This window comes from Polaromonas sp. P4_F4 (assembly GCF_056401355.1).
In genome coordinates, this window is record NZ_JBFUJO010000008.1 from 64692 (window position 1) to 85952 (window position 21261).

The window sequence follows — 21261 nt, forward strand, 5'->3', positions numbered from 1 at the left end:
TGGCTTAGAGAGGCTTGGGCACGTCGATCGGCTCTTCTTCGGACTCCCGAATGCCGATCAGCTCGTCGTCGGAGAGTTCGCCCTTCAACAGGCGCCACAGGTGGTTGAGCAGGATCACCGCGCCAGACACGGCGCAAACCATGCCGCTGGCGTAGAAGATGCCCATGGACACTTCCATGGCGGCGCTGGTGGATTCCCAGTTGACCTTGACCTGGTCCAGCGAGCCTTTGAACAGCAGCCAGCAAATGAACAGCATGAGTGCATGCCCGAGCACGAGGCAGATCCGTTTGCCGCCTACCGACAGACGGGACACCAGCATGTCGGTGCCCAGGTGCGCACCTTCGTGCATCGCGACGATGGCGCCCAGGAAGGTGACCCAGACGAACAGCCAGCGCGACAGCTCTTCCGAGACGGTGATGCCGGAGTTGAAGGCGTAGCGCATCACCACGTTGGCAAACACCAGCACCACCATCAGTGCCAGCGCGCCAGCCATGAGCACCGACAGCAAGCGGCAATAGCCGTCAATGAGTTTTTGTAGCATGAAACCAGTCTCCTGTATGTGTTCGGTACAGTAATGTACGAACTAGTTAGTTTTATTGGAATCAGTACTTACCCTAGCGCAGTCCAGCCCCGCACCAGACGATTGCCCAGCTCTTCGGAGCCTCTCCCGAGCTCTCTGTTGCCTATTTGCGAACGAAACGCACCACCATCTCGACGATGCTGTTGCGGCGCGCAGCGATCGACTGGGGGGTGCCCCCGTCGCGCTTGAAAATCAGGTCGAAGGTATGCCGGTTGGACACGTTGAAGAAAGTCAGCGCCGAAATCGATGCGTGGATGTCGATGGGATCGAGCCCGGCCCGGAATACGCCCTGCGCCACGCCGCGTTCGTAAAGATTGCGAATAGCCTCGATCGCCGGGACGTTGAGCTCCTGGATGCTCTTGCTTTGCGCCAGGTAGGCGCCGCGCTCCATGTTCTCGGTCATCACCAGCCGGATGTAGTCCGGGTTGCCCTGGTGATGGTCGAACGTGAACTCCACCAGCCGGCGCAGGGCCTGTTCGGGCGGCAGGTCTTCGAGGTGCAAGCCGGCTTCGATGCTGCGCATGCGGCGGTAGGACTCTTCCAATACCGCGACGTACAGGCCTTCCTTGCTGCCGAAGTAGTAGTAAATCATGCGCTTGCTGGTGCGCGTGGCGGCCGCGATTTCGTCGATGCGCGCACCGCTCAGGCCCTTGTTCGCGAATTCCGCGGTGGCGACCTCGAGAATGCCCGCCATGGTGCGGGCCGGGTCGTTGGTGCGGGGAACCGGCAAGGTCCTGCCCGCCGTCCCGGTCGCAGCCTTGCCCGCCGGCCTGGTTGCCGGTTTGATTGCCGCTTTTGCCTTGGGGACGGAATGTACTAACTCGTTCATTCCTGCAGTATAGAGGGCCGGCGCAGCACATGGAAGGGGTCATCTGGAAGGGTTGCACAGCGCACGACAGCCGGTTATTTACACCAGCGGAACCGTCAGCTTCCCGATCACCGCAAGGGTATCGGGACGCACGCCACGCCACCAGACAAAGGCCTCAGCAGCCTGCTCGGCCAGCATGCCCACACCGTCGGCCAGCTGTTTGACGCCGGCGTTTTGCGCCAGGCGCAGGAAGGGTGTCAGGCCCTTGCCATAGGCCAGCTCATACGCCAGGGCGCAATTGGCAAACACGCTGGCCGGCACCGGCGGCAGCTCGGCACGCAGGCTGGCCGAGGTGGCGTTGAACACCACATCAAAGGCCTGCCCCACCAGGTCGGTGTAGGCACAGCCGCGCACGCTACCCTTGGCCGAGCCAATTTTTGCCAGCTCAAGTGCCTTGTCCACACTGCGGTTGGCGATCACCAGCTCGGCCGGTGCCTGCTCCAGGAAGGGCAGCAGCGCGCCCCGTGCGGCGCCACCGGCACCCAGCAGCAACACGCGTTTGCCCTTGAGCGGGCAACCCAGGTTATGGGTCACGTCGCGCACCAGGCCAACGCCGTCGAAGTTCTCGGCCAGCACGCGATCGCCGTCAAATTTCATGGCATTGACGGCACCGGCGAGCTGTGCCCGCTCGGAGCGCTCGGTGGCATAGGCAAAAGCGTCGAGCTTGAAGGGCGCGGTGATGTTCATGCCCCGCCCGCCGCTGGCGCGAAACGAATCTACGGCAGCGGCAAACCCGCCCAGCGGGCCTTCGATGGCCGTGTATTCAATGTCCTGCCCTGTGGCTTGCGCAAACATGCCGTGGATCAGCGGCGATTTGCTAAAGCCAATAGGGTTGCCGATGACGGCATAACGGTCGGTCATGACTGGACTCCCACAGGTGACTCCGAATACAGAACGCCGTCGCGCTCCATGGCGTCTATCTCGACCGGACTGAATCCCACGCTCGCCGCGATCTCTCGATTGTGCTGACCCAGCAGTGGCGCGGGACCGCTGGGCGAGGTGTCGCATTCAGAGAAGCGAAACGGCAGGTTGGGTAGCTTGATCTTGCCCAGCACCGGGTGGTCTTGCTCCACCACCATGCCCCGTGCAAGGGTTTGCGGGTCGCTGAGCACCTGGTCTATGGTTTGCACAGGCGCCGCCGGCACGCCGGCAGCGTCCAGCGCCGCGCAACATGCCTGAACCGAATGGGCCGTCGTCCAGGCTGTCACCTTGGCCAGAATGGACTCACGGTTGGCGTTGCGTCCGGCCTGGTCGTGCAGGCGGGTGTCCGCCGCATAGTCCTCGCCGCCTATCAGTCGGGCCAGGCTCTTCCAGGTGTCCGTCATCTGCGCAGCAATCACCAGATAACCATCGTTGGCGGAAAAAGCGCCATAGACCGTGCTCTGCGGCAGGTCGTGGCCGGTCTGCACCGGCAACTCCTTGCCGCCGCTCATCAAGTAGCTCTGCGCGGCGAAGTCGTGCATGGAGATCATGCAGTCGTACAGGGCAATGTCAATGTGCTGCCCGCGGCCGCTGCTCACGCGGCCAAACAGCGCGGCGCAAATCGCCGACACGCCGTGCATGCCGGCATACATGTCGGCGATGGGCATGCGAAACAGCGGCGGCGGCTCGCCCGGCACGCCAATCAGCGACATGGCGCCGCTCTTGGCTTCGGCGATCAGACCGAAGCCCGGCCGCGCCGAGTCCGGCCCGGTGTGGCCGTAGGCCGAGACCGAGCAGTAGACGAGTTTGGGGTTGCGCCGGGAAAGCTCTTCATACCCCAGGCCCAGTTTGTTCAGCGCACCGGGGCGGTAGTTCTCGACGAACACGTCGGCGCTGTCGGTGAGCTTGTGCATCATGTCCAGGCCACGCGGGTCACGCAGGTTGATGCACAGGCCCTGCTTGCCCATGTTCTGCTGCATGAAGTAGCCGCTCTGGCCCTTGACGAGGGTCGGGCTGGCACGCCCGGCATCGCCTGCCACCGGCCGCTCGACCTTGATGACCTCGGCGCCCATCGCACTGAGGCAACGCGACATGTGCGGGCCGGCCAGAAAATGGCTGTAGTCGATGACGCGTATGCCTGCCAGCGGCTGCGCTTGTGGGGGTTTGGTGGGTGATGGTTCAGTCATTTAAAAGTCCTCTCGGCCCAAATGGAGCGGGCGCAATAAGCTATTTTTTGAAGGTGTTGATGGTGCTGATGGCGATTGAAGGGGTTCAGGAAGCCGCTGCAGCGGGCCGGCGCGGCACCATCAGCCGGTGTTCGCCCTTTTGCACCACCTGGCCGTGCTGGTTGATCAGCTCGGCCGGCAGCACCACGATGCCCCAGCCGGGCTTGCTTTTGGAGGGGCGCATGCTCTCGACCCGAAACCGCACCTGCAGCACGTCGTTGATCTTGATCGGCAGCACAAAGTCCCAGGTCCAGCCCAGCGACATGCCGGGCAGGAAGCGGTACTCGCACTGCGTTTTCAGGCCGTCGGCCACCGACAGGCCCATCAGCCCGTGCGCCACACGGCAGCCAAAGTGCGAAGCGTTGGCGTATTCCTCGTCTACATGCACGGGCGTGAAGTCGCCGGTGAGTTCGGCATAGGCGTCGATGCGTTCGGCGGTGACGGTGTAGGTCGGGCTGGTGCATTCGTCACCGATCTTGGCGTCGTCCCAGTATTTTTCAGGCGTGGTGAAGTTGATTTGAGGGGCGGGCATGGTGGGATCAGGTCCAGTTGGTTCCAGTGTTGTTTGGGAAAAGACAGGCTGTGATGCGTCCTGCTAGACCACGGTGGGGGCCGACGCGCCGTCCACCGTGATGTTCGCGCCGGTCAGGTAGCGGCCACGCACGGATGCGGCAAATGCGACGATGTCCGCAATCTCTTCGGGCTCGGCCATGCGGCCGAGCGGCATTTTCATGACCGAGCGCTTCAGCGCCTCCTCTTCGGAGACACCGGCGCGCCTGGCCTCGGCCTTGAGGCCTTCGGCGACGCGGCCGGTATTCGTCAATCCGGGATTGAGTCCGACCACGCGCACGCCGTGCCCCGCATAGGCGTGCGCCAGGCCGGCAGTCACGAGCATGAGCGCTGCGTTCGCCGCGCCACCCGCAAGATGCGTGGGTGCGGGAACCTTGCCGCCATTGCCGATCACATTGACGATGGCGCCACGGCCGCGCGCCGCCATGCGCTTGATCGCGGGGTCCATGACGTTGATGTAGGAAAAGTACTTCGCATCCATCGCCGCGCGCCATGCGGCCGGGGTCAGGTCGGCGGCATCCGTGCGTTGCGCGGCACCGGCGCTGTTGACGAGGACGTCCAGCGGACCGAATTCGGCCTCAACCCGCTCGACCATGGCGGCGGCGGCAGCGGCGTCCGTCAGATCTGCGGACATACAGTAGCAATCGCCCAAAATCTTCTTGGCAGCGTCGAGGTTGGCTTGCGAGCGTGAAACGATGGCGACGCGGGCGCCTTCCCGGCGAAACAGGCGCGCACACGCCAGCCCGATACCCTTGCTGCCTCCGGTGATGAGCACGTTCTTGTCCTTGAGTTCCAGGTCCATGGTGATCTCCTAAATGAATGGGGGGTCAGGCTCTCGGGTTCACGGCCAAGACCTTGGCCACAGCATCGCCGCTGGCCTGAATCAGTTCAATGGCCAGGCCATCGGGCAGCTGCAGCCAGTTGCGACCCTGGGGCAGCGGCGTCACACCCCAGTGCTGCGCCTCGGCCAGGGCCGCGTCGAGGTCTTCAACCATGATGCCCAGATGGGCGAGCCAGCCAGCGTCGTTGGACGGCGGCGCCTCGAAGCCGGGCGTGCTCATCAGCTGCATGCCGCCTACCGTCCAGTACTGGCGCGGGGCATCCGTCGGGCCGTCGATCTCGCGCACGTCCATGCCCAGCACCTCGTAGAAGAAGTTGATGTGCCACTGAATGTCTTTCACCCGCACCGCGACATGTTCGACATAGGATTTTTTTGTGTAAGCCATGAAATATGTCCTGAGGTTTTTTTTAGAGTTTCAAGCCGCGTTCGACGCCCTTGAGGCAGGCCACCAGGGTCTGGTTGACCGGCGTCGGCACACCGCAGCGCTCGCCCCAGCGCACGACCGAACCGTTCACAAAATCGACCTCGGTGACCGAGCCCTTTTCCAGGCTCTGCAGCATCGAGGTCTTGAATTCATCAGGCAGGCCGGCGCCGGCCTTGAGCCAGGCATCGCGCGGGTCGGTGATGCTTAAACGGATGCCGCTGGCCTTTGCCACCGCCATCGCCTCGGCCACCGCCGCCACACCGCAGGCTTCGAGATCGGGTTGCTGGTACATCTCGCCATAAGTCAGGCGCGTGATGCCGGTCAGCGCACCGGTCGCCACGTTGATCAGCAGCTTGTCCCAGATGGTGCCCATGATGTTGTCGCTGACCGTGGTGTCCAGCCCGGCACGATTGAAGGTGTCGGCAATGCGCTGCAGGCGCCCGGTGATGCGGCCATCCAGTTCGCCAATATGGGTGTTTTTGCCGCGGGTGCCGACGATGACATGGCCAGCGGCCAGCTGCGTGCCGCCCACATAGGTCTTGCCGGCGAGCACGCGTTCGCGGCCGACGATCTCCGCCAGAATGTCTTCATGCCCGAGGCCGTTTTGCAACGACAGCACGGCCGTGTCCGGCCCCAGCAAACAGGTCGCCGCTTCCATAGCCTGGCGCGTATGGAAGGACTTGACCAGCACGATCACCAGGTCCACCGCGCCCGTGTCCATGTTCACGCCCTGAGCGGTGGTGGCGGCGTGTACCTGCACGCTGCGGTCCACCCCGCCGTCGCGCAGGGTCAACCCGCGGCTGTTCATGGCATCGACCTGCCCGGCGTTCCGGTTGATCAACCAGACTTCGTGGCCGGCCTCGGTCAGCACGCCGCCGATCGCGCAACCCAGCGCACCAGCACCCAGAACACAAATCTTCAAAACAGTCTCCTCATTCGTTGGCAAGTTGAACAGCGTCAAGGTCTGAGTTATCGCCCCGACCACCGAGGTGGGCGTTTTTCGGCGAATGCCCGGGGGCCTTCAATCGCGTCCTGGCTGGCCAGCATTCGTTCGGCCGCGTCGTAGCGCGCCCGCATGGCCGCCGCCAGGTCTGGCTGGTTCAGGCTTTGCAGCATGACCTGCTTGGAGGCCTGCAACGCCAGCGGCGCGCAGGCCAGCAGCGTCTGCGCCAGTGCCCGCGCGCGTGGCATCAACTCCGCATGGGACACGACCTCGTTGATTAAACTGATGCGGCGCGCCTCCAGGGCCTTGATGCGCTGGCCCGTGAGCACCAGCCACATGGCGTCCTTCATGGGCATCTGGCGCGGCAGGCGCTGCAAAACACCGCCACCGAGCGCCGCCAGGCCCACCAGCGGCTCGGGCAGCGCAAACTCCGCTTGATCGGCAGCAATGGCCAGGTCACACGCCGCCACGATCTCGACGCCCCCGCCCAGGCACAAACCGTTGACGGCGGCGATCACGGGCTTGAACAAATCAAAGCGTGACGTGATGCCGGCAAATCCGGTCGGCGGCTTGTCATGGTTGCCACTGTTCGCCAACGCCTTGAGGTCGGTGCCCACACAAAACGCCTTGTCACCCGCACCGGTGATGATGGCCACCTGAAGCTTGGGATCGGCGGCATACAGGTCCAGCGCGCGCGACAGCTCGACATGTGCGTCAGGATGCAGGGCGTTGAGCACCTCGGGTCGGTTCAAGGTGAGCGTCAGAACCGGCCCATCACATTCAAAGCGGCAGTAACGAAAATCAGCGGCGGGCATAAGAAGTCCAGCGGAGCTAGGGTAGCGTCCTGCTGTTTATTGCGCCGTGGTTTTGAGCGTTTCAATGACCTGTGCCCGGCCATTGTCAATTTTGACCATGAAACTCTCACGGTCGAGGTCGCCCTTGTCGTCGTAGCGCACATCAAACAACACACCGGGGTACTCTTTTGCAGAAATGCGGGCGCCACGCATCGCGGCTGCGAATGCTTTGGGATCCACCTTGCCGATCTTGTCAAAAATCGCTTTGGCAGCGTGCATGCCGGTGTAGCCCTTCATGGCGTTGTGGTCGGGCTTGAACTTGTATTCAGACTGATACGCTTTGCTGAACGCCTGGACGGTCGGATTAGGTGCGTCCGGCGTCAGCCCCACATGGGCGATCACGCCATTGGCCGCGTCGCCCGCCAACTCGATCACCTTGTCGTTTGCCAGCGTTGACTCGCCAATGATGGGCTTGTCGTAGCCCTGTTTGCGCAGCTCTTTCAGTGCGCGTGCGGACTCTTCCTCGTTGGTGTAAATGAACAGGGCGTCAGCCTGTGCCTGTTTCGCCCTGAGCACCGCGCTCGAAAAATCCAGCTGTCCGGGTTCGGTGGAAATGTCGGCGGCCACCTTGATACCCGCGGCCTGGAACTCTTTGGTGATCGCGTCGCGCCCGCCCTTGCCGAAGTCGTTGTTGACGTAAATGACCGCCACGCTGCGAGCCTTCACGGTGTTTCGGATATAACGCGCCACCTTGGGCATGGAAGCGGCCTGAGTGAATGAGCAGCGCAGCACATAAGGATTGCCCTGCTGGGTAATGTGCGCGGCCTCGCCGCCGATGATGTTGGGGATTTCTGCGCGGCGGGTTTCATTCATGCTAACCAGAATCGAACCTGAAAACACCGGGCCCATGACCAGCGGGACACCCTGATCGACCGCCTTTGCCGCCAATGCTTTGGCGACACCGGGCAGGGTCTGTGTATCCCACGAGCTGTATTGAAGCTGGCGCCCGGCGACGCCGCCGCTGCTGTTGATTTCCCTGATGGCCAGTTTGATGCCGTTATCGAAGTTGGTGCCCGCGGTCGCGCCCGAGCCTGACAGCTCAACCAAGCCGATGATGGGGATGGGCTGAGCCATCGCAAAACCCTGTACGCCGGCCAGAGCGAAAGCAGCCGCCAGGCGGCCAAATACCTTGTTCATGCTTGTCTCCTGAAATTTGGTTTTCGCCCACTTGGCTGGGGCGTGGGAGCGATGGTAAGAGCCCCCCACCATGTCGTCCATGCAGCAATAACAATAGATATCATTGCGTATCACAATAGAGGTATGGACAAGGACCTTGATCTGCTCGACATCAAACTGCTGCGCCTGCTGGACCAGCTGTATGCCACCCACAGCGTCACGCGTGCGGCCGAAGCGCTGGGGCAAAGCCAGCCCACGGTCAGCATCTGGCTGGCCCGGCTGCGCAAGCAGCTGAACGACCCGCTGTTTGTACGCACGGCCGAAGGCATGCTGCCGACGCCGCGCACTGATGCGCTGATGGGCACGGTGCGCGAGGTGCTGGCCGGCTTGAAGCGGCTGTCCGAGTCGGGCGCCGCATTTGATCCGCCGACCGCGCAGCGGCGCTTCAGGATTTGCATGACGGATGCCAGCCACATCACCCTGCTGCCCCGGCTGCTGTCGCATGTGCGGGCGGTGGCACCCGGCGTGGCGCTGGAAGCGGGGCGCATCGACAGTGACCTGGCGAGCGCGCTGCAGGCCGGCGAGGCGGATCTGGCCGTCGGCTACCTGCCGTGGCTGGACGCCGGTTTTTACCAGCAAACCCTTTACGCGCAGGACTGGATTTGCCTGGCCAATGCGCAGCATCCGCGTGTCATCGACGAAACCCGGGCGAACTGGAACCTCGCCGTGTACCAGGCCGAAGCGCACATCGGCATCAGCTCCGGCACGGGTTACCAGCTGCTGGACAACACCGTGGCGTCACAGCGCATCACACGCCAGATACGGCTGGAGCTGCCCGGTTTTCTGGGCCTGTCGGCCATTCTCTCGACCAGCGACCTGATCGCCACCCTGCCCCGCCACATCGGCGAAACCCTGGCCCACGCCGCCGGACTGCGCGTGCTGCCCTGCCCGTTCGAGATTCCCGGCTTCACCGTCAAGCAATACTGGCATGCCAGGTACCACCATGACGCGGCCTGCCGCTGGCTGCGCGGCGTCTGCGCCGAATTGTTCATGAAAAATGCCTGACCCCAGACAATGCGGGCGTAAGCGGCTATTTCAAAAAATGCTGTGACAAAAAGTCGGGTGAAATGGAGGCAATGATGGCGCACTCGTCCATGCCATCGGGAACATGGCATACATTGCGAAACGACATGGTGCCCATCTCCCCCATGACATGGACGCCATGACCCCCATCGCCTACATTGGAAACGTCCTTACTTGCATCAAACATGAGCCCCTCCGTTTTCAACCGCACCACCGAAGACGTCGGCAACATCGTCGAGTTCGGTCACGTCAATGTCCGCGTGCCAGACCAGCAGCAGGCGATCATCTTCTACATCATGGGCCTGGGCCTCACCCGCGACCCCTACCTGATGACCGGTGTGGACAACGCCTGGATCAATGTCGGCACCTGCCAGTTCCACTTGCCGGTTGGGCCTGCGCAGGTGCTGCGCGGCATGACCGGCCTCGTCCTGCCCGATCCGGACGCTTTGGTCGCACGGCTGACGCAGGTGGCGCCCCGGCTGAAAGGCACGAAGTTTGCCTTTGCCCGCCCCGGCGAATGCGTGGATGTCACCTGCCCTTGGGGCAACCGAATCCGCGTGCACGCGCCAGATCCCGCGCGTTTTGGCCGCATGACGCTGGGCATGCCCTATGTGGAAATTGACAGCGCCCCCGGTACCGCCTCGCGCATCGCCCGCTTCTATCGCGAGGTCCTTGCGGCGCCAGCCCACAGCGGCCACGACGCCACCGGCGCCTTCGCGCGTATTCCCATAGGCCTCGGCGAAAGCCTGGTATTCCGCGAAACCGGCCGCGTGCTGCCGCCCTTCGACGGCCACCACGTCCAGATCGCCATCGCCGACTTTTCGGGCGTGCACCGGCGTCTGCTCGAACGTGACCTGATCACCGAGGAAAGCAACCAAAGCCAGTACCGCTTTCAGGACATCACCGACCTGGACACGGGCGAGGTGCTGGCGACCCTCGAGCACGAGGTGCGCAGCATGCGCCACCCCCTGTACGCACGCACTCTGGTCAATCGAAGCGCATAAGCAGCGCAGACGACACCCCCCACGCAGGCGCCATCAGGAAGCGGCCTGTTCCGGCCCTGCCCCCGACTTGACGCCGGTTTCTCCATGGCATCAGCCGGGACCCGGGGATTTCAAGGACCCGCGGCGAAGCGCAACATTGTTCATGGCAACCGGCCAGACCCCTGAACTGCGGGCGTTGACAGCTGTTTGTTTGACAGCAAACCGCGTCATAGGCGACGGGCGGAAGTGGGCGGAAATCGGGCAAATAGCCGGGTATTACGCTCACGCCCTGTCCGGTCGTGCGCCTACGTCGGAACGGCCGGCCGCCAGTTACAAATGAGTAACCTCATCGTAAAAGGTCAGCCATGCGAGTTCATCGATTTCTTTCACTCCTCATTTCCTTGCTGGCCGTCGGCTTCATCGCCACGGCGCCGCAGCCTGCAGGTGCGCAGCCCAAGGCGCGCTTTGCACCGGAGATCAGCAGCTTCCAGGTCGACGTGACCGACCAGCTTGCACCCGGCAGCGACCTCAGCTTCACGCTGGAAGGCTCGCCGCGCGGGCAGGCCAGCGTCCGGCTGAGCGGCATCAACAAAAACATCGTGCTGCGCGAAGTCGAGCGCGGTGTTTATGAAGGCTCCTACACGTTGAGCCGGCGCGACCGACTCGGCCCGCAGCCGACCGCGACCGCCACCCTGCGTGTGCGCAATGCCTCCAAGGTCGTGACCCAGGCCTTGGCCGGTGGCCCGCCACCGGTAGCCAGCCCGCCACCGCCTCCTGCCGCCCCACCCCTGGTGATCGAACGCTTCACCGTCACACCGGTGGCCCGCATCGAGCCCGGCGCCGAACTGCGCTTTGCCGCCGCCGGTACACCCGGCGCGCGCGCCACGCTGAGCATCGACGGCGTGGTGCAGGGCGTGCCCATGCAGGAAGTGCGTCCGGGCCGCTATGAAGGCGCCTACACCATACGCCGCAACGACAACTTCCCGCCCTCGCTCAACATCGTCGCCACCCTGGAAGGCAACGGCCAGACGATCCGCTCGCGGCTGAACCAGGCGCTGCTGGTGGACGCCCGGCCGCCCACCGTGCGAAACCTTGCACCGCAAAACAATGAGACCGTCGCAAGCGGCCCGGTGTCGGTGTCCGCAACGTTTGATGACAGCGGCGGTGTCGGCGTGGATCCCAGGAGCGTGAAGATCATGATCGGCGGCCAGGACGTGACGCGCAATGCCAGCATCACGCCCCAATTCCTGACCTGGCGCGGTGATTTGCGGCCCGGCGCCCACTCGGTGGAAGTTACCGCTGCCGACATGGCTGGCAACGCCGTGCGCCAGACCTGGGTGTTCAATGTGGCCGGTCCGCAAACTCCGCCGCCGGCCGCCACACTGCCCTTGCAGATCACCAGCCACGCCAACAATGCACAGGTCAGCGGCGGCACCATCGAGGTACGGGGGCGTACCGCCCCGGACACGAAAGTGGATGTGCAGGTCCACGTGATCGCCTCGCTGGCCGGCTTCTTCGGCGTCAACCAGCCGATCTTGACCCAGACCCTGCGATCGGATGCCGGTGGCAACTTTGCCTTCAGCTTCAGGCCGCAAGTGCCGGTGCCGGGCGCACGCTATGAATCCACCATCACGGCGACCAAAGGCAACCTCGCCAACGAGATCCAGCTGGTGCTGTTCCAGCAACGTTGAGATCAAGGAATTGCAGCGGAAGCAGGCCTTGCGCGGGCCGTTCCGGGCAAACACGGAAGCGGGGTGACGTGCGCCATCGAACGGAACCGCATGCGGATAGCGCATTTTCAAAATGCAACGCGGGACGGCCGCTCGCCTGAACAGGCGAGCAGTCCGCCGCAAACAACCCAAAGAACCCAAAGGAATTTTCATGAACTATTCAATCGTTTTTTCCGCCGCACTGACGGCACTGGCTTTGACCGCATGTGACAGGCCAGCCGCTGTCGTGGCCCCGGCCGTGGTGACCGTGCCGGTCCCCGGCCCTGCCGGACCCACAGGTGCGACGGGCTCCACGGGCTCGACCGGATCAACGGGGTACACCGGCGCAACTGGCTCCACGGGGTCCACTGGCTCGACCGGCTCGCCCGGGTACACCGGTGCAACTGGCGACACTGGCGCAACGGGTGATACCGGGGCCCAAGGCCAGCGCGGCAAGACCGGTGATACCGTGGTCATCGTTCCGACGACGCCCGCGCGCTAAGCGTTTCCGATACGCCCGGACGGTATCGGGCGAAGGTATATCGGGCCATGAGCAGTGTGGTCTTCGCGCAGATGACCCGACTGCAAATCCCCGCCACAGCCCAGCTTGTGGCGGGGATTTTCGCTTTTGGCTTTACCCTGAATACAAAGAAAGGCGCTCCCGGCGCAGGCGAATCCGCCATCAGCAGCGTGCCGGTCGCCGACTCGCTCACTTCGCCGCGGGCGCTGAGCACGAAGGCTCCGGCCAGGCTGGCATGCGCACCGGTTTGTCGGGCCAGGCCTGTCCTCAGCTTGTCGAAGTCGCGGTTTGGGCGGTGCTCTGGAAAGCCTGGATGGCGTCTTCGCCATAGCCCAGCTCCAGCAGCAATTCGCGGGTGTGCTCGCCCAGCAGCGGCGGCTGCAGCCGGATGCCGGGCCGTTTGCCGCCCAGCGTGAAGGGCATCAGCGGCACTTTGGACGCGCTGCCGTCGTTCATGCGGACGGGCGCCAGCCCACCGGTCGCGTTCAGGTGCGGATCCGCAAAAAGTTCTTCGGGCCGCACGATGGGCGCGAAAGGCAGTTCGTTGGCTTCAAACACCGCGCTGAGCTCGGCCGCGCTGCGCTCGGCCAGGTGCGAGCGCAGGATGGGCATCATCCACTCCCGGGCGCGCACGCGGTCGTTGTTGGTTTTGAGGCGCGGGTCGACCAGCAGTTCGTCCAGCCTGAAGGCCTTGCAGAAAATCGCCCATTGCTTGTCGCTGACGGCCGCCAGAAAAATCTGTTCGCCGTCTTTCACGGTGAACACGTCGTAGACCGCCCACGCCGAAATGCGGCTGGGCATGGGCGCGGCAGCATGGCCGGTAGCGGCGAACTGCATCATGTGCTGGCCCACCAGAAACACATTGTTTTCAAACAGGGCCGACTGCACCTCCGTGCCCAGCCCGGTGCGTTCGCGCTGGCGCAAGGCGGCCATCGCTCCGATGGCGCCAAACATGCCGCCCATGATGTCGTTGACGCTGGTGCCGGCGCGCAGGGGGTCGCCGCTGCGGCCCGTCATGTAGGCCAGGCCGCCCATCATCTGCACCACTTCATCGAGGGCGGTGCGATGCTCGTAAGGTCCGGGCAAAAAACCCTTGTGGCTGACATAGATCAGGCGCGGGTGACGCTGTTTCAGCGTCTCGTAGTCCAGGCCCAGCTTCTTCATGGTGCCGGGTTTGAAGTTCTCGCTGACGATGTCTGCCGTGGCAATCAGACGCAGCGCGGCCTCCACGCCTTCGGGCGTTTTCAGGTCGAGCGCAATGCTTTTCTTGTTGCGGTTGAAGGTCGGGAAAAATCCGGCGCCCGAGCCCAGCAGGCGGCGCGTGCTGTCGCCCTCGACCGGTTCCACCTTGATCACCTCGGCGCCCAGGTCGCCCAGCAGCATGCCGCAGGTCGGGCCCATCACCATGTGGGTGAATTCGACGACGCGGATGCCGGCGTAGGGAAGCGGTGTGTCGTTGCTTGTGCCTTTCTCAATATCCGGGGTGACAGGCGCCGTCATGCGGGCGCCCTGAACAAAACTCCTCGGCAGGCCGGCCTCGGGCGTCATGCCATAGACCGGCTCGCCCGGCAACCCGGCCATCAGCGGCGCGCGCGCGGCCATGAGTTTTTCGAGATCAATACCGGTCGGCACGCCCATGGCTTCGAACATGAAGACCAGGTCTTCGGTGACGACGTTGCCTGACGCGCCCGGCGCATACGGGCAGCCGCCCAGGCCGCCGAGCGACGCATCGAAGGTGCGAACGCCCTCCTCGTACGCCGCCAGGCAGTTGGCCAGGCCGAGCCCGCGGGTGTTGTGCATGTGGGCTGCGCCGGCGTGGTGGCCGATTTCGGCACGCAGGCGCCGGAACAGGCGGCGTACCTGCGCCGGATTGGCATAGCCGACGGTGTCCGACAGGCCCGACTCGTCGGCACCGGCCGCAATGCATTGCGCGGCCAGCCGGATGACATCGTCCTCGGGCACCACGCCCTGCAGCGTGCAGCCGAAGGCGGTGGAAATGGCGGCTTCGAGCCTGACGTGGGGCGCGAGATCGCGGCGCAGGTCAGAGATGGCGCGCACTTCCTCGACCATCTCTTCGCGCGTCTTGCGCACATTGGCCAGCGAATGCGCGGCACTGGCCGACACCGGCATCGTCAGCTTGTGCACGCCGGCCATCAGCGCCGCTTCAGCGCCGCGGCGGTTGGGCACCAGGGCCATCACCGTGAGGCCGGGCAGCGTGATCGCATGGCGCACCACCTCGCCGGCATCGGCCATCTGCGGCAGCAGCCGGGCCGGCACGAAGGAAGCGACTTCAATTTCGCGCACACCGGCGGCATAGAGCGCGTCGATCCAGCGCAGCTTGTCGGCCGTCGGCATGGTGGCCTTGACAGACTGCAGGCCGTCGCGGGGGCCGACTTCACTGATCAATACATGAGAGTTTGACATGGCTGCACTCATAAAATAATTCTGTAAGATAGAACACTGTTCTTTCTATTGAAATGATCATGGATGCCCTGCCGCTTGTCAAGCGACGGGCAGCACGGCCCGTTTTATGACCAGGAGTGACTGATGCCCCGCAAAGCCCAGACCGAATCGCTGGCCGACAGCCACGCCGCGCCCGGTGGCGCTGCGGCGGTGGACCGCGCCCTCACCCTGCTGTGCGCTTTTCAGCAGGGCGATACCGCCCTGAGCCTGGCCGAACTGGCCGGCCGCACCCAGCTCTACAAAAGCACGGCGCTGCGTTTGCTGGCCTCGCTGGAGCATGCGCGGCTGATTCAAAAACTGGAGGACGGCCGCTACGGGCTGGGCAGTGAAGTGGCGCGGCTCAACGCGGTTTACGCCGCCTCGTTTTCGCTGGACCGCGTGGTGCTGCCCGTGATGCGGGCGCTGGTGGCGGCCACCCGTGAGAGCGCCGCCTACCATGTGGTGCAGGGCGATGCGCGGCTGTGCCTATACCGCGTGGACTCACCCCATCCGATCCGCGACCACATCAAGGCCGGCGACGTGCTGCCGCTGAACCGGGGCACCGGCGGCCGCGTGCTGATGGCCTTTGGCCTCCGGCGCACCACCGGCCTCACCGCGAAAGACAAAAACCTCTACGCCCGCATCCGGGAGCAGGGTTACTTCTCGGCCATGGGAGACCGCCTGGCCGGCGTGGCCGGCATTTCGGCGCCGGTCTTCAAGGCCGATGGCAGCCTGGCGGCGGCCTTGACGCTGACCATGCCGGCAGAGCGCTATGACGAACGCCACGTTCAGAAGGTGCTGGAGGCCGCCCGCAAGCTGAGCGGTCAGGTGTGAGCCACACAAACAAAGAAACAAAAAACACAAAAAAGCAAAAAACACCAGACGCTACTTTTCAATAGCAGCAGGACCCCGCAATACGGGTCGGGGGCGACTGTTTCTTCAGCGGGGTGTTGACGAGCCGGCCGTCGACTAACGACGGTGGTGGCCGGGCTGGCAGGTCACGCTGGCTGCGCATACCCCTGCACAGACTCATAAAGAACGAGTTAAATAGCACTGAATGAGCCTTGAATTTCTTCAGACACTCCATCAAACTACCCGGATAAATGTCACAAATAAAACGATATTCAGTTAATTAATGATTGGCCTTGTATCAAATAAAGTAGAGGTTATGGAAAAACTCCGTACGCTCGCCCCTGTCCCTGTCCGGGGCGTGCTATTTGATGCCTATGGCACGCTGTTCGACGTCTACAGCGTGGGCTTGCTGGCGGAGCAGCTCTTTCCGGGGCAGGGGCAGACCTTGGGGCTGCTGTGGCGCGACAAGCAAATTGAATACACGCGCCTGGTCACCACCTGCAATGACGGCGTGCATTACCGGCCTTTCTGGGATCTGACCCGCGCCAGCCTGCGTTATGTCTGCAAGCGCCTGGCGCTGGACCTCACGGCGGAGCGCGAGGAACGGCTCATGAACCAGTACCGGCACCTGTCGGCCTTTCCTGAAAACAAGGGCGTGCTGCAGGCACTGAAAAAGCGCGGCATCGTCACCGGCATCCTGTCCAATGGCGACCCGTCGATGCTCGACGTGGCCGTGAAATCCGCCGGGCTGGAAGGCCTGCTGGACCATGTGATCAGCGTGGACAGCATCCGCAAATACAAGACGCACCCCGACGCTTATGCACTGGGCCCGCAACAAACCGGCCTGGAGGTGTGGCAGATCGCTTTTGTCAGCTGCAACGGCTGGGACGCCCTGGCCGCCACTTGGTATGGCTACCAGACGCTCTGGGTCAACCGCTACCAGTTGCCGTTTGAAGAGCTTGGCACAGCACCGACATACACGGGCAGCGGCCTGCGCGACGTACTGACACTGCCGGGCATAACCCTGCCTGGCGCTGCGGCATGACGCCGCCGCATTTCCCCACACCCTCCACCGTTTTATTTTCACAAGGGACCACCACCATGACCACCAACACAGCACGCACCACTGCCCACCGCCTCCAGGTGGCCACTAACCTCTACCGCTTTGTTGAAGACAAGGTGCTGCCCGGCACCGGCGTTGACAGCGCCGCCTTCTGGCAGGGCTTTGACGCCATCGTGGCCGACCTGGCCCCCCAAAACATTGCCCTGCTGGCCGAGCGCGACCGCCTGCAGCGCGAGATCGACAGCTGGCACCAGGCCCACCCCGGCCCCATCACCGACATGCCGGCCTACCGCGCCTTTCTGGAACAGATCGGCTACCTGGTGCCGCAGCCCGCCAACGTGACCACGACCACCGCCGACGTCGACGCCGAACTGGCCGAGCAGGCCGGCCCGCAACTCGTGGTGCCCATCCTGAATGCCCGCTACGCACTGAACGCGGCCAACGCCCGCTGGGGCTCGCTCTACGACGCGCTGTACGGCACGGACGCCATTTCCGAATCCGGCGGCGCCGAGAAGGGCAAGGCCTACAACCCGATACGCGGCGCCAGGGTGATCGAGTTCGCGCGCACCTTCCTCGACCAGGCCGCCCCGCTGGAGGCCGCTTCACACAAGGAATCCGCAGGCTACGCCGTCGTGGACGGCAAGCTGGCCGTGACGCTGACGAACGGCGGCCGCGCGGCCCTGAAAGACAGCGCGCAATTGATTGGCTACCAGGGCGATGCGGGCTCGCCCTCGTCGGTACTGCTCAAGCACAACGGCATCCACATTGACATCCAGATCAACCGCAGCACACCGATCGGCCAGAGCGACGCGGCCGGCGTCAGTGACCTGGTGCTGGAGTCCGCGCTGTCCACCATCCTCGACCTGGAAGACTCGGTGGCCGTGGTCGATGCCGAAGACAAGGTGCTGGCGTACAGCAACTGGCTGGGCATTCTGCAGGGCACGCTGACCGAAGAAGTCGGCAAAGGCGGCAAGACCTTCACGCGCGGGCTGAACCCTGACCGCCGATACACCGGCGCGCAGGGCGGTGAGGTCACGCTGCACGGCCGTTCGCTGATGTTTGTGCGCAATGTCGGCCACCTGATGACCAACCCGGCCATTTTGTATGAAGGCGGCAAGGAAATTCCCGAGGGCATCATGGACGCGGTCATCACCACGATCATTGCCATGCATGACCTCAAGCGCAAGGGCCAGCCCGGCATCAAGAACTCGCGCGCCGGCTCGGTCTACATCGTCAAGCCCAAGATGCATGGCCCCCAGGAGGTCGCGTTTGCGTCCGAGCTGTTCAGCCGCGTCGAGGCGCTGCTGGGCCTGCCCGAGAACACCGTGAAACTCGGCATCATGGACGAAGAGCGCCGCACCAGCGTCAACCTGAAAGCCTGCATCGCCGCGGCGGGCGCCCGCGTGGCCTTCATCAACACCGGCTTCCTGGACCGCACCGGCGACGAGATGCACACCGCCATGCACGCCGGCCCCATGATCCGCAAGGGCGACATGAAGACCAGCGCCTGGATTGGCGCCTACGAGAAGAACAACGTACTGGTGGGCCTCTCATGCGGCCTGCGCGGCAAGGCGCAGATCGGCAAGGGCATGTGGGCCATGCCCGACCTGATGGCCGCCATGCTGGAGCAGAAGATTGCGCACCCCCGCGCCGGCGCCAACACCGCCTGGGTGCCCTCACCCACGGCCGCCACCCTGCATGCGCTGCACTATCACCAGGTGCTGGTGTCGGATGTGCAGAAGGAGCTCGAGAAGATCGATGCCAATGCGGAACGCGACAACATCCTCAATGACCTGCTGCAAATTCCGGTGGCGGCCGAAGCCAGGTGGCCGGCGACGGAAAAGCAGCAGGAACTCGACAACAACGCGCAAGGCATCCTGGGCTACGTGGTGCGCTGGATCGACCAGGGCGTGGGCTGCTCCAAGGTGCCCGACATCCACAACGTCGCGCTGATGGAAGACCGCGCCACACTGCGCATTTCAAGCCAGCACATCGCCAACTGGCTGCACCATGGCGTCGTGGCGAAGGATCAGGTCATCGAAACCTTCCAGCGCATGGCCGCCGTGGTCGACAAGCAGAACGCCAGCGACCCGCTCTACCAAAACATGGCGGGCCACTTCGACACCTCAGCGGCTTACAAGGCCGCCTGCGACCTGGTGTTCAAGGGGCTGGAGCAGCCGAGTGGCTACACCGAGCCGCTGCTGCATGCGTGGCGGTTGAAAGTCAAGGCGGGTACGGCTTCGGCTTGAAGATGCCATCTTCTCGATAGCGATAGGGATAGGGATAGCTAACGGCGAGTTGGGGCGAGTTGGCCGTTGATCATTTCGCCAGCTTGCGGTAGAGCGTTGCGCGGCCGATGTCCAGCAAGGCAGCCGCGGCGGTGACGTTGCCGCCGGTTTGCCGCAGCGCCGCATCGATGGCCTGCTGTTGCGTCTGCCGCCAACTCAGCCCGTCGTCGGGTGCACCGGTGCGCGGACGAGCAGACGGTACTCCCAGGCCGGGTCCATGGTCGGGTTCATGGTCAGGGAAGTGACTCAGGGTGAGCGCTTCATCGGCGTCCAGCAACGCGAGTGCCAGTCGAAGCGCATGGCGCAACTGGCGCACGTTGCCCGGCCAGCGTCTGCTTTTGAGCGCCCGGCGCAGCCCGGCGTCGAGCAGCCGCGGCGCGCAGCCCTGCTCCGCCAGCAAGGCGTCAAGGACTGCGTTGAAGTCACTTCTCGTGCGTAGCGGGGGTACCTGCAACTGGAAACCACTGATGCGGTAATAGAGATCCTCGCGAAAGAGCCCCGAAGCCACCAGCGCGCGCAGATCGCGGTGGGTCGCACAGACGATGTGCACATCCACCCGCAGCGCCCGGGTCGCACCGACGCGCAGGACTTCGCCACTGTCGAGCACGCGCAGCAGCCCGACCTGCAACTCAAGCGGCATGTCGCCGATTTCGTCAAGCAGCAAGGTGCCGCCTTGGGCCGCTTCGATTTTGCCCGCGCTGCCGCCGCGCCGGGCGCCAGTGAAGGCGCCTTCGACATGGCCGAACAGCTCGGCGGCCATCAACTGGGGAGCGATTGCGCCGCAGTTGATCGCTATCAACGGGCCGTCGTGGCGATGACTCACCTCATGCAGGGCGCGGGCTGCGACTTCCTTGCCAGCACCGGTTTCGCCCGTTACCAAAACCGGCAAACCGGCATTGAAGGCGCGCAGCGCGCGTTCAAAGTCGGCGGCAAAGGGCACATCGCCAAACTCGGGCCTCGGCGCGGTGCGCGGCGGCGCTGAACGGTTGGGTGTGGCAACGGATCGCGCCATGGGCGGCACGCCCGAGGCGCGGGCGCGCAACTGCACCCCGCCACGCAGACGCAGGCTCAGTTCGCCGCTCGCCTGGCTTGCCGCAGCGGCGAGCGCATCGAAGCGGCCGTCAAACAGGTCGCTGAAGCCCAGCCCCTGCGGAACAAAAGGGACATCGATCAGATGGCGCGCGGCGATGTTGGCCGCCAGCAGGCTGCCATCGCGGTTGAAGGCGAGCCAGGCTTCATCGCTCGCATCCTGCGTCTCCAGCCGCAGCCGTACGAATGCCGGGAGCGCCTCGAAAAGCTTGCGCTCGATGCGGCGGGCGCAGCGCTGGGTCAACGCCACGGCACCGGCCGCCAGGCCCGGCATGTCGCGCGAGATATCGACCGCGCCGACCACGCGCCCCTGCGGGTCAAACACGGGTGCAGCGCAGCAGTGAAAGATCTGGTTGTCGGCAAAAAAATGCTCGGGCCCGAGCACGCGGACCACCCGCTGCTCGGTCATCGCCGACGACATCGCGTTGGTGCCGATCACCGCCTCAGACAGGTCTACCCCGGGACGAAAGGCTTGCCGTAGCGGCTCGCTACGGCGGTCGGTGCAACCCTCGACCGCCAGGGCTCGCCCCTGGACATCAGTGAGCAGCACGGCATAGCCGGCGTCCGACACCGCGCGGGCGAGCGCATCCAGCTCGGGGCGTGCCGCCTCCAGCAAGGTGCGCTGGGCCTCCAGCAAACGGGCCAGCGCGAGACGGTCCACGGGATCGAATTCCACCTGTTCCGAAGCGCCGCGACCCTGACCCTGGCAACGTTGCCAGGAACGCAGCACCGGGTCGTCAATCAGACCCGCGGGCGCACTGCCTTCGTCAAAGAAGGCCCGACGCGCTTGCCAGATGCGTTCGGGCGCGTAGAGGTTCGGCTCAAAAGTAATCGCTTGTTGCACAGATTGTCTCCAGGGCTGCCAGCACGTATGCGTTTCTCTGGTCGT

General features: G+C 64.2%; 20 protein-coding genes and 1 pseudogene. 7 read left to right on the forward strand and 14 right to left on the reverse strand.

Translation table 11 applies throughout. The annotated features are described in order from the left end of the window. Positions 1 to 4 precede the first annotated feature (4 nt). From AC1DUR_RS10790 to AC1DUR_RS10835, 10 genes are all read right to left on the reverse strand, one after another. Entirely contained in the window at positions 5 to 541 is a 537-nt protein-coding gene (locus AC1DUR_RS10790; RefSeq protein ID WP_477716263.1) for a TRAP transporter small permease, read from the reverse strand. Positions 542 to 683: 142 nt separating this feature from the next. After that, on the reverse strand, positions 684 to 1409 hold the full coding sequence (locus AC1DUR_RS10795; RefSeq protein ID WP_477716264.1) for a TetR/AcrR family transcriptional regulator: 726 nt from the start codon (positions 1407 to 1409) through the stop codon (positions 684 to 686). Between the two features lie 78 nt (positions 1410 to 1487). Next, positions 1488 to 2309, reverse strand: a complete 822-nt coding sequence (gene aroE / locus AC1DUR_RS10800; RefSeq protein WP_477721583.1) for a shikimate dehydrogenase — start codon at positions 2307 to 2309, stop codon at positions 1488 to 1490. Further along, the gene (locus tag AC1DUR_RS10805; protein ID WP_477721584.1) at positions 2306 to 3556 is read right to left on the reverse strand and encodes a CaiB/BaiF CoA transferase family protein; all 1251 of its coding nucleotides are present in this window, start codon (positions 3554 to 3556) and stop codon (positions 2306 to 2308) included. The genes aroE and AC1DUR_RS10805 overlap by 4 nt, the downstream gene beginning before the upstream one ends. An 85-nt stretch (positions 3557 to 3641) precedes the next feature. Next, a complete protein-coding gene (locus AC1DUR_RS10810) occupies positions 3642 to 4127 on the reverse strand; it encodes a MaoC family dehydratase (RefSeq protein ID WP_477721585.1) in 486 nt (161 codons plus the stop codon). 63 nt (positions 4128 to 4190) lie between these two features. Next, entirely contained in the window at positions 4191 to 4967 is a 777-nt protein-coding gene (locus AC1DUR_RS10815) for an SDR family oxidoreductase (RefSeq protein WP_477721586.1), read from the reverse strand. Positions 4968 to 4992: 25 nt separating this feature from the next. Further along, the gene (locus tag AC1DUR_RS10820; RefSeq protein WP_477721587.1) at positions 4993 to 5391 is read right to left on the reverse strand and encodes a VOC family protein; all 399 of its coding nucleotides are present in this window, start codon (positions 5389 to 5391) and stop codon (positions 4993 to 4995) included. Between the two features lie 22 nt (positions 5392 to 5413). After that, a complete protein-coding gene (locus tag AC1DUR_RS10825; protein ID WP_477721588.1) occupies positions 5414 to 6352 on the reverse strand; it encodes a ketopantoate reductase family protein in 939 nt (312 codons plus the stop codon). A 47-nt stretch (positions 6353 to 6399) separates the two neighbouring features. Continuing rightward, positions 6400 to 7188: an enoyl-CoA hydratase-related protein gene (locus tag AC1DUR_RS10830; RefSeq protein ID WP_477721589.1), complete on the reverse strand. Its 789-nt coding sequence runs from the start codon at positions 7186 to 7188 to the stop codon at positions 6400 to 6402. Positions 7189 to 7224: 36 nt separating this feature from the next. Beyond that, entirely contained in the window at positions 7225 to 8364 is a 1140-nt protein-coding gene (locus AC1DUR_RS10835; protein ID WP_477721590.1) for an ABC transporter substrate-binding protein, read from the reverse strand. A gap of 123 nt (positions 8365 to 8487) precedes the next feature. On the opposite strand from AC1DUR_RS10835, the gene AC1DUR_RS10840 reads away from it, so the two are divergent. After that, positions 8488 to 9408, forward strand: coding sequence for a LysR family transcriptional regulator (locus tag AC1DUR_RS10840; RefSeq protein ID WP_477721591.1), 921 nt, complete (start codon positions 8488 to 8490; stop codon positions 9406 to 9408). A 25-nt stretch (positions 9409 to 9433) separates the two neighbouring features. On the opposite strand, the gene AC1DUR_RS10845 is transcribed toward AC1DUR_RS10840, so the two are convergent. Continuing rightward, a complete protein-coding gene (locus tag AC1DUR_RS10845) occupies positions 9434 to 9613 on the reverse strand; it encodes a hypothetical protein (protein ID WP_477721592.1) in 180 nt (59 codons plus the stop codon). On the opposite strand from AC1DUR_RS10845, the gene AC1DUR_RS10850 reads away from it, so the two are divergent. The 3 genes from AC1DUR_RS10850 (at position 9612) to AC1DUR_RS10860 (ending at position 12620) form a co-directional block, all read left to right on the forward strand. Next, positions 9612 to 10430, forward strand: coding sequence for a hypothetical protein (locus AC1DUR_RS10850; protein WP_477721593.1), 819 nt, complete (start codon positions 9612 to 9614; stop codon positions 10428 to 10430). The two genes, AC1DUR_RS10845 and AC1DUR_RS10850, sit on opposite strands and share 2 nt — an antisense overlap. 344 nt (positions 10431 to 10774) lie before the next feature. Next, positions 10775 to 12100 (forward strand): Ig-like domain-containing protein, encoded by a 1326-nt coding sequence (locus AC1DUR_RS10855; RefSeq protein ID WP_477721594.1) that lies wholly within the window; start codon positions 10775 to 10777, stop codon positions 12098 to 12100. Between the two features lie 190 nt (positions 12101 to 12290). Then, positions 12291 to 12620, forward strand: coding sequence for a collagen-like protein (locus AC1DUR_RS10860; protein WP_477721595.1), 330 nt, complete (start codon positions 12291 to 12293; stop codon positions 12618 to 12620). A 285-nt stretch (positions 12621 to 12905) separates the two neighbouring features. Here the strand turns inward: AC1DUR_RS10860 and AC1DUR_RS10865 are convergent, their stop codons facing one another. Both AC1DUR_RS10865 and AC1DUR_RS10870 read right to left on the reverse strand, forming a co-directional pair. Continuing rightward, positions 12906 to 14138, reverse strand: coding sequence for a CaiB/BaiF CoA transferase family protein (locus AC1DUR_RS10865; protein ID WP_477721641.1), 1233 nt, complete (start codon positions 14136 to 14138; stop codon positions 12906 to 12908). A 102-nt stretch (positions 14139 to 14240) separates the two neighbouring features. Beyond that, positions 14241 to 15074: pseudogene (locus AC1DUR_RS10870) on the reverse strand (hydroxymethylglutaryl-CoA lyase); the annotation flags it as partial. 111 nt (positions 15075 to 15185) lie between these two features. On the opposite strand from AC1DUR_RS10870, the gene AC1DUR_RS10875 reads away from it, so the two are divergent. The 3 genes from AC1DUR_RS10875 (at position 15186) to AC1DUR_RS10885 (ending at position 19244) form a co-directional block, all read left to right on the forward strand. Beyond that, positions 15186 to 15914, forward strand: coding sequence for an IclR family transcriptional regulator (locus AC1DUR_RS10875; protein ID WP_477721596.1), 729 nt, complete (start codon positions 15186 to 15188; stop codon positions 15912 to 15914). A gap of 334 nt (positions 15915 to 16248) precedes the next feature. Next, the gene (locus AC1DUR_RS10880; RefSeq protein WP_477721597.1) at positions 16249 to 16977 is read left to right on the forward strand and encodes a haloacid dehalogenase type II; all 729 of its coding nucleotides are present in this window, start codon (positions 16249 to 16251) and stop codon (positions 16975 to 16977) included. Positions 16978 to 17033: 56 nt separating this feature from the next. Then, positions 17034 to 19244 carry a malate synthase G gene (locus AC1DUR_RS10885; protein WP_477721598.1) on the forward strand — a complete coding sequence of 737 codons (2211 nt, stop codon included), beginning with the start codon at positions 17034 to 17036 and terminating at the stop codon, positions 19242 to 19244. A gap of 70 nt (positions 19245 to 19314) precedes the next feature. On the opposite strand, the gene AC1DUR_RS10890 is transcribed toward AC1DUR_RS10885, so the two are convergent. Beyond that, the gene (locus tag AC1DUR_RS10890; protein ID WP_477721599.1) at positions 19315 to 21216 is read right to left on the reverse strand and encodes a sigma-54-dependent Fis family transcriptional regulator; all 1902 of its coding nucleotides are present in this window, start codon (positions 21214 to 21216) and stop codon (positions 19315 to 19317) included. Positions 21217 to 21261 lie beyond the last annotated feature (45 nt).